Raw genomic sequence first — 9,019 nt, forward strand, 5'->3', positions numbered from 1 at the left:
GCGGAAGCGTGGGTGAATCGGACCATCAATGCGCGGGCGGATGGCGATCCTGCGACGCTTTCGATGGTGCGTCCAGGGCATGGGCCGCATCGGGCGGTGTGATCGCGGCGAGTTCCGCCAGCGTTCGTTCCAGCGGCGTGGCGCTGGCGACATGTTGTTCGATATGCACCTGCTGATTGGCGGGATCGTTCGGTATGCCGCCCTGGATCGCGAACAGATACTCATTCTGCTTGGACGCGACGACGTGATCGATGCGGTTAAAGCCGGACTTCTGCGCCTCGTAAGCCAGCCCCGCGGAGAGGCGTTGCAGGGTTTCCGGCGCGCGGTCGCGAAGCTCCGGGTCGGAGTGAGTTTGCAGTGCGTTCAAGGCTTGCAGATACAGCCGATGCTGCTCTGGCGGAGTCGAGTCCGGATCGACGCGCGGAATCTTCGGACTTGCCTGGGTTTGCCTTGGCGATTCGTCGTCGAACTCGCGTTTGCCGAGCACGCTGCCGGTGCTTGTGCTCGGCCCGCCATCGTCGTTGAGCAGCGAGGCGATCCAAAGATCCAACAGTTCGGGCGACTGCGGCACGGGCGGCAGCGGTGGCGACCCGGGAGGCGTGTTGAACGGGACCGGCACTTCATCCTCCGGATTCCACTTGGCCGACATCCTCGTCTCGAGCAGTGAGCTGCCACTGAGGTCGACAGCATCGCTGCTGGCGGCATGTTCGTCGCCCATACGCTGCTCGAACATGCCCTGCCATAAGGGGTCGTAAAACAATGGCCTGGGCTCGGAGTGGCCTGGAACGGGCAACGTTGCGGTTTCGACCGGGTCGATCGCCGGTTCCGGCACGGACGCATCGCTGAAGATCGGAATGCCGAAGGGGCTGAGATTTACCCCGCTGGCCCATAGGGTCGCGTTATCGAGATGGAGCGCAGACAGTTGCACCTGGATCTGCGAGGGGGCGGTTTGATGGATTTCCTCGATCGCCATGGCCGCGTAGTAATGCCGATAGTCGCAGTTACCCCACGGGCCCAGGCGCGAACGCTCCGGCGGTGCGTCGAAGTAGCACTGCGATATCCTGGCGATGGCTTCGGTGCTGGCCGGCATGCTCCGGTCGGAGTGCAGAACCGCCTCGATCTCCGGCTTGAACTCGTAACCCAGGCTGCCGGCGCTGGACTGGAAGTAGTGGTCTATTCGACCCGGAACCGACACAACTAGGTCGGTGGCGTCGGGCATGTCCTTGCCGCTTTTTTTCTTGAGGACGTCCAAATGCGCATTCCAGCCCGCGATCTCCGAATACGCTTCGTTCTCGCGCATTGCTTGCACATAGGACCCGACCACATCGGTGTAATCGTAAGTACTGTCTGTCGCAAATACGTTCGCGAATCCGATATCGAGGCCGACACGTGCACGAAGCTCGGCGGACCTGAGGCAATGTTCGAGTTCATGGCCGACGATCCAAGCCGCTCCGGTGCCGCCTTCGGCAGGAGGCTTCGACAGGGTCTCGCGACTTAGCGATATCACCCCGTCCGTATAGGTATACAGTCCGCCCAATGTCGATGTCTCCGGCAACAGGACGATCGCGGTCAGCCCACCCTCGGCTTTGGCCCTGCGCAATTGACTTTGCAGATGCGCAGAGTCGGCGAACAGCTGTTTTAGATTGGCGTACTCGATGGTGTCGGCGCCGATACCGTTGACACTGTCGAGCAACGCGCTGACCTCCTGCTCGGTTTCGTTTTCGGGCTCGTGCACGGGGCGCTCCACTGATCGACGCTCTAGGGGATACGTGCGGCGGTGTTTCGACAGGACGCGCTGGACCGCCAACAAGCGTGTCGGCAGTCACAAGTTAGCTAGGTTCCGGGCCTGCCCGTAGCAGCAAGAGGCGGGCGGACCAATCTCGCTAGCCCCGAACCGTCGAGCCAGCTCATCCGGTCTTGCGCCAGGCCGCCTTCAAGCTGCACCTCGCTGCGGGTCGAAGCGGCCGGCAAAATTTGTTGCGTGAGCCGGCCCCGGAGCCGATCGAACAGGTCGCGCAGGCCCCCGGCTTCCTGTCCATATCCACTTTCTACAGCCGCTTCAGGAAGTCGCGGGGACCACGCCGGTCGCCCGGCGGCAGGCCCAACTGCGGCCGGACGTCGACTCCTGAAACGCGTTTCGCGAGTACGGAAACACGCTCCAAGATATTGATCCAAAAGGGCATCGCGCAGAATTCGGTGGATCCACCCACTGGAGTCCGCCATGTCAGCAACACGATCCAAGCCCGCCGCCGTCGCCGCGCCCAAGCGGCGCGCCAGCCTCGTCCGACTGTTTCGAACCGCCGCATTGGCGCTGCTGTTCGGCGCCCCGGCCCATGCCGAATCGAGCCACGACGAGCGCCAGGTCGCCGCCGCCGTCGAGGACTATCTGCAGGGCAGTTCCTACAGCCAGGCCGATCGACTCCGCCGCGCCTTCCATCCCAATGCCCGCCTGTACCTGGACCAGGGAACCGACGGCATGCGCGAGGTCAGCATCGCCGACTACATCGGCTGGTTCGGCAAGAACCCCGGGCAGTTCAACGGCCGTGTCGGTCGCCTGCTCGGCACCCAGGTCGACGGCGGTGTCGCGACCGCGAAGGCCGAGATCCTGATCGCCAAGGACCAGGCGCGCTTCGTCGATCTGTTCCTGCTGAAGAAGATCGGCGGTCGCTGGCAAATCGTCAGCAAGACCGCCACCCGCCAAACCGCGCCGGCGCATGGCCGGCAGGTGTTGCTGGCCGTGTCCAACGTCGCCACCATGCCCGGCACCGAGCTCAGCGCCGGCAACAGCTTCAGCGAACTCATCCATGCCTATGCCGCGTTCCGTGCGGCCGGCTACGGCGTGCAGTTCGTCAGCCCCGAAGGCGGCGCGGTGCCGCTGGCCTATATCGACACCCGCTACCCCGAGCATAAGGACAAGCTGTACGACCACGACTTCATGTGGGCCCTGGCCAACACGCGCAAGCCCGCCGATGTCGACGCCGGCGCCTACGCCGCGCTGATGTACATCGGCGGCAGCGCGGCGATGTTCGGCGTCGCCGACGACCCGGCCTTGCAGGCCTTGGCCGTCCGCGTCTACGAGCAACACGGTGGCGTCGTCTCGGCGGTATGCCACGGCAGTGCCGGCCTGGTGGGCCTGACGTTGTCGGACGGCACCGCCCTGGTCGGCGGCAAGCGCGTGACCGGCTATCCCGACGCCTTCGAGGACAAGAAGGCGGCCTACTACAAGAGCTTCCCGTTCTCGATCGAACAGCGCTTGCAAAGCCGCAAGGGTCTGTTCCGCCACGGCGCCCGCAACACCTCGCACGTGGAAGTCGATGGCCGGCTGATCACCGGCATGAACTGGCAATCCACCCGCGACGTGGTCGCCGCCGTCATCGGAAAACTGGAAACCGCGGACGGTGCGGCGAAGGTCGGAGCAACGCCTTAGCGCTGAGTACCTGGGGCCCCGCCAGGATGGCGGGAGGAGGGGAGGGCTCCCGCATCGGCCACCGAACAAAGCCCTCCCATCGGGGGGCTTTGCACCTCGAAAGGCAGGCTCTTGTCGTTCCCCCCCTTGTAAAAGGGGGGGAAGGGGGGATTTGCCTTTCGCCGTCGCCTTGCCCGAAAAAGACAAGTATCGTGACGCCGGCGGTGCGCAACGCGCCGACATCTCACTCCGGGAGAAAGCATCCATGGACAAGGTCGCTGCGAGTCTGGTCTGCGCATTGGCGCTTGCCTGCGCAATGAGTCCGGCCCAAGCCAATCAAGCAGAAATGGCCGCGCATGCGCGAGCGATGAACGACATCGCCGCGACCCCGCCGTGTTGTTACGGGGGCGACGAGGAGGACCGATGGGAAGGCTACGAGCCCAACTTCTCCGCCGCGGAGCTGGAGGAGATGCTGCGCCGGGACAAACTCGAGCAAGCCGAGAGCCTGCGCAAGCATCAACAACGCATGGCGCGCGATCCCGACTACCGGGCGTTCTTCGACGGATTCTGGAACTTCAGGCCCGCTGCGGATAACGCGCCCGGGCAGTACTGCGCTGCGCGTTTCTATCGCGAGGGCAGCAGCATGATGATTCTTGGCCCGGGCGGCGGCTCTCCCTATGCCTATCTGGCGTTGTACGGGCGTGGCGTTCCGAAACCCAAGTCGGCGCAGAAGTTGACCGTCCAATTGCACCAGACCGGCGAGGAGCGTCAGACCGTCGAGGTGTTCAACCTGCCGATGGCGGGCACCGGCGGCGACGGCCTGCTGTTGATGGCGGTCGACAACGTGGACGCGCTGCTAGATGGGATGCTCGACCAGCATCGATTCGAAGTCTTCGATCGCAAGCACGAAAACGTGCTGTACATCCTCGAATGGACCGGAGGACTCGCTGCGCGCGACAAACTGCGTGCCTGCGTCGATACCAAACCATAGAGACCCGCTCGCCGGCGGCTACGCCGCCGCCGTCCCTCCCGACCGGATCATCGCTTTCGCGCTTGCGCGGGTTCGCCATGGCGCAGCGCGATCTGCCGCGCTTCCAGGCGACGGATCTTGTCCTGCGCTTCGGCGATCACCGCGGGCGGAGCGCCACTGGCGCGGGCTCGTTCGAGCAACGCCTTCCACTTGGGCAGTTCCTGTTCCGCGGCGATCAGATACTCCTGGTGCAGCCGTCGTCGACCGCGCAACTCGTACTCGCGATAGCGGACCGGGTCGCTGAGTTCCCATGCGCTGGCAGCGGGAGCCTGCGATTCCGCCGTGGGACGTTCGATCGGCGGCGCACGCTCATCGCCGTGCTCGCGCGATGCGGCCATCGACTGCCAGGCCGGAGACGATTGCGAGGGGGTCGAAGCGGCGGGCGAGGGGCCCGGCTCCGCCGTCGCAGCCGATGTAACGCCAGCAGGCGCATGCCCCAGTGGATCGGCCACTGCAGGCGTCTCCGCCGAGGGCTGGCGTGCGCCGGGTGCGCCTGATGTAGTCAGCCGCCACGCCGCCGCGCCCAGCAGCAGCACCGCAACCGCCAACGGCCATTTCATGGTCTCGACTCCAGCGACTTCGGAGCAGCGCGGACACCCAGTGCCGCCGGGTTGATCTCGATGCGCGCCTCGGACAACAGGCGTGCCCTCAGGCCGGCGTAGTTCGAGGCTGCGCGCTGCCGCGCAATCGCCTCGCTGGCGGTGAAGCGTACGGTTTCGCTGCCGGGTGGATGCAGGCCGGTCACGCGTTGGTCCACCTTGACGATGACCCAGCCCGGCGCGGCGGTTCCCGCTTCCGGCTCGCGGATCGGCGGCGACGCCGGTCCGGGCGGTTGCGCGAAGGCGAGTTGCGCGATCCAGGAACGGCGGGCGGCATCGCGGTCGAGCCAGCGTGCGATGCCGTCGCCTGCGCCGCGGCGCCGCATCGCGTCCTCGAAGCGCGCGCCCTTGCCCAGCTCGGCGGCGACAGCCCGCGCCTGTGCCTCATCGGCGAAGCGCATCGATCGCATCAGCACCTTGTCGGTGCGCGTGAACTCGGCCTGGTGGTCGTCGTAGTACTTGCGAATGGACGCGGGCTCGACGTTGCGGTGCAAGCGCTCGACCTCGGGGCTGCTGTAATGCGGGTCTTCGCCGCTGCCCAACAGGCGCGCAAGCGCATTGCGGCGGTTACGGTCGGCCACCAGTTGCCGCAGTTGCTCCACGCCGGCAGCGCCCAGGCCGCTGTTGTGAGCGGCCCAGCCCAGCACGAAACGGTCGCGGGCCAACTGTCCGGCTTGCTGCATCGCGAATGCGGCATCGAACCGATACAAGGCATCGCGCCCCTGCACATCCTGCCGTTCCCAGACGTCGTACAGACTGATGCGATACGACTGCGCACCGACGCGGCCGTCGATCAAGGGCTGGTCTTTCAACTGCGCTATGCGCGCGGCCGGCAGGCGGTCGTCGAGACCCAGCTTGCCGCGTCTATCCAGCAGGGCGACGAGGCGCTCGCGGGTAAGCGGATGGCGTTTGACGACATACGCTTCGGCCGGCCCGACCGCCTTCGCCAGGGGCTCGCGAAACGCCGCCTGCAAGGTCGTCACCAACGACGCTTCGACCGATGCCTGCGGGGAAAATCGCACCCGCTGGCCGGCAAACAACTGCGCATCGTCGTAGCGGCGTCGCGCATAACCGCCCAGCACGCGATCCTCGGCCGCGGCCATCGCGACCTGCGAAGGCGTGACGCCGGGCTCGTGCTCCCGCACCACCCGCAGCAGCGCGTCCAGTGCGGTCGTGGACAGGGTCCAGTCGTTCACCCGCAGCGCCTTGCGCGGTTCCGGCAAGGTCCCGTCGATCGGCACGCCGGCAGCAGCGAACCCCGGGGCGCAGAAGAGCAGGGCGGTCGACAGCCCTGCCATGAATCGCAACGCCGAAGACGGCTTCACGGCGATAGACGCTCCGCCGCGCGGTCGAGCACGCGCACCACCATCGCGATGGCGTGCGGCACCGTCTTGCGCGACACCTCGAGGCGGTCGGAGTAGGCCGCGGACGACAGCGCGAGCGCGCCGTTCTGGTAGGTGTAGGCGCCGAGCCGGTGGATCAGCGGACGCACGTCGGTCGCGGTGGCCGACAGTGCCGGGATATCGTTAAGCGCCAGCTTCACCAGCGCCGGGTCGTTGAGCTTCTCGGTGTAGTAGTAGTTCTCCACCCAGCCTTCGTAATCGGAATGGTTGTTGCCCGAGGTCGACCAGGTGTGCTGCGGCACGCTGACGTCGGTGGTGTGCAAAATGAAGCCCAGCGACTGCGCGGTCGGGCTGGAGAGAAACTGGGCGAACCAGTATTGGCCTAGATTGGAGATGGGCTGGAACGGCATCTGCTGGAAGTCGGCGTACATCGATGCGTTCGAGGTGCTGCCGATGCGGTACTTGCTCTCGGTCACGCCGTAAGTGTTGTAGCGGCTGGTTTCGCCGAACCACCCCTTCATGCCGCCACCGCCGTCGTCCAGATGGTCGTTCCACAACCAGTCGGCGGCCAGGTTGTCGATGTCGCCCTTCATCGTGCTGCGATCGTAGTTGTAGCCGCCATAGGTATTGCCGTGGACATCTCGGCTGTTCGCGTGATCCTGGAAGTGCCAGTACGAGGTGTAGTTGACCAGAGACGAGGTGGTGCCCCATAGCGGCGCCTTCACGCAATCGCCGGTGATCGCGCCGCAGATATAGGTGTCGGAAAAGTCGTCGACGTCGTACGCGCCCTGGCCGATCGCGGCGGCGAAGGTGTCGATGGTATAGCCCGCTGCCTGCACGCCGGCCAGCAGCCGGTCGTAATTGGTGAGGCTCGGGTTCGCCTTCATGAAGGCCACCGCATCCAGGACGATGCGGCGATGGACTTCCTGCTTGTGCGCTTGCGCGGCGTCGCTGGTGAACAACAGGGCGGCGGTGCAGGCGAGGGCGGTAGCGTGACGAGCAGCACGGGATAACACGGGCATGGCCATAATCTCCGGGCGAAAAATTGCCCGGAATGATGATCGGCGCATGTGACAGGGCTGCGTCAGATTACCGAAATCGACCCAAGGGATCGCAGCGAGCCGTCGGGAATCGGAGCGATGAAACCGCGGCGCAGCCGATGTCTGCGCGCCGGGCGAGATGCGCAACGCAATGCACACTGCAGATGATATCCGTCGTCATGCCCGTTCATCGGGCACTTCGCGATGGGCCAATCGCTTGCGCGACAAAAAGAAACAATCGCGATGACAAACGTCATCGCCGCCGAACCCAATCACTGGGATAACCCGATTATCGTGGGTGAATCGCGAATCCAGCGGTCGATCGAATCGCATGGACAACCTCCACGTTTCGCCTGCCGACACGGTGTTTTCCGGAAGCGAAAGTTCGATGCTGTCGCCACCGCATCGCGCACCGGCGAACGGATTCGCACTCCCGAGGCGCTAGTGCAGCGCCCGTCACGATCGACGAGTGAAGCGCATCAAGCGAGCATCGATACGTGTGCGGCAACGCGCGATAGAACTTATCGCACGCAATGATTTGTCATCTTTACCGGCGCTTAATGCGCTCGACGGTCGTGCGTCACTATCGCTTCAAATCGTTCCTTGATGCACATCACGCAAGAAGAATGCAGCAACACGCTAAGCCTGAGAGCGATCACACAACTTCGTTCGACGTCGATCTATCATGCACATTCGATAAATGTTGAATCGAATACAGTAGTGCACCGCAGCTGCTCCCGGTTTCTTTGATATCTGTTTTGCCATGGATATGGTTCGAGCGGAGAGGGTAATGAGCGCGACGTCCTGCACCAGAAGTCAAGCCGAAGCGATTCGCCGAGGCAACGGCGATACCCATATCGGCGACGCCAGAAGCGAGCGCGCCCGGGCCGTAGTCGACGCATGTGTTCCCACCGGTACGACGGCGCAGTGCCTGCGCGCAGGCCGCGTGTGCCGTCATCGGCGCTATGCGCAGTCGACGGCGGTCGCAGTGGCCGCGACCTTGCTGGTCGGCGAACGGATCTACCCGTGGCCACCGCAGCATGGCCGCGCGGTCGTTTTCCGGAACTGCGGCATGTAATCCACGCCGAACCGTGCGCCCGGGGAAATCGACAGGGGCGGCGCACTGAGCGGTTGCGAGCACTGCGAGAACGCAGGCCAGGTGCGCGAGCGCCGGTCTACGCATCTTTGCAGGCACTCGCGAACGCACGACCGGGTAGTGCAGACCTACCGCAGCCGTTCCCGCAAGGGATCGTTTCGTCCGACTTGCGGCCTTCGCATGGCGCAGCCCCGGGCGACGCGCCCTCGCGTCCGGAACGCGACGCAGGTCGGCAGCACCGCGGTCGAACCCGACAGCGAACTCGCGGCGACGCGATCGTGTTTCTGCTGTACCGCAAGGTAGTGCCTATTCCGTCGATCCGGCATGCCCGGACCCGGACCCACCACGCCCGCACTAATGCTCGAACGCGGGTTCGACCTCATCGAGATGCTCTAAAGCCCTAGGCGACGACGCGATTCCAACGACGGCCTGAACGATGTTGCGCAGCGATGCGCAGCCGACGGCCGCGGTTTGCCCGCGCATGCCTGGGTTACAGACGATCAGA

The 9,019-nt window shown here is 64.9% G+C and carries 7 protein-coding genes; 3 read left to right on the forward strand and 4 right to left on the reverse strand.

Features of this window, described 5'->3' with window-relative positions:
- Positions 1-25: 25 nt before the first annotated feature.
- The gene (locus ACTOWK_RS04390; protein ID WP_441328972.1) at positions 26-1,735 is read right to left on the reverse strand and encodes an XVIPCD domain-containing protein; all 1,710 of its coding nucleotides are present in this window, start codon (positions 1,733-1,735) and stop codon (positions 26-28) included.
- 486 nt (positions 1,736-2,221) lie between these two features.
- Here ACTOWK_RS04390 and ACTOWK_RS04395 point away from each other — a divergent pair, with 486 nt between their 5' ends.
- Positions 2,222-3,427, forward strand: coding sequence for a nuclear transport factor 2 family protein (locus tag ACTOWK_RS04395; protein ID WP_441328973.1), 1,206 nt, complete (start codon positions 2,222-2,224; stop codon positions 3,425-3,427).
- A gap of 151 nt (positions 3,428-3,578) precedes the next feature.
- Complete coding sequence (locus ACTOWK_RS04400; RefSeq protein WP_441328974.1) at positions 3,579-4,397, forward strand: hypothetical protein; 819 nt, start codon at positions 3,579-3,581, stop codon at positions 4,395-4,397.
- 47 nt (positions 4,398-4,444) lie between these two features.
- Here the strand turns inward: ACTOWK_RS04400 and ACTOWK_RS04405 are convergent, their stop codons facing one another.
- From ACTOWK_RS04405 to ACTOWK_RS04415, 3 genes are read right to left on the reverse strand one after another with little or no spacing between them, the layout of a single operon-like run.
- Positions 4,445-4,996 carry a hypothetical protein gene (locus ACTOWK_RS04405; RefSeq protein ID WP_441328975.1) on the reverse strand — a complete coding sequence of 184 codons (552 nt, stop codon included), beginning with the start codon at positions 4,994-4,996 and terminating at the stop codon, positions 4,445-4,447.
- Positions 4,993-6,333 (reverse strand): peptidyl-prolyl cis-trans isomerase, encoded by a 1,341-nt coding sequence (locus tag ACTOWK_RS04410; RefSeq protein ID WP_441328976.1) that lies wholly within the window; start codon positions 6,331-6,333, stop codon positions 4,993-4,995. The genes ACTOWK_RS04405 and ACTOWK_RS04410 overlap by 4 nt, the downstream gene beginning before the upstream one ends.
- A gap of 23 nt (positions 6,334-6,356) precedes the next feature.
- A complete protein-coding gene (locus ACTOWK_RS04415) occupies positions 6,357-7,400 on the reverse strand; it encodes a hypothetical protein (RefSeq protein ID WP_441328977.1) in 1,044 nt (347 codons plus the stop codon).
- Positions 7,401-8,208: 808 nt separating this feature from the next.
- Here ACTOWK_RS04415 and ACTOWK_RS04420 point away from each other — a divergent pair.
- Positions 8,209-8,496, forward strand: coding sequence for a hypothetical protein (locus tag ACTOWK_RS04420; RefSeq protein WP_441328978.1), 288 nt, complete (start codon positions 8,209-8,211; stop codon positions 8,494-8,496).
- Positions 8,497-9,019 lie beyond the last annotated feature (523 nt).

The organism is Lysobacter sp. CA196, from assembly GCF_052078695.1.
In the GTDB taxonomy this organism is placed as follows: Bacteria; Pseudomonadota; Gammaproteobacteria; order Xanthomonadales; family Xanthomonadaceae; genus Lysobacter.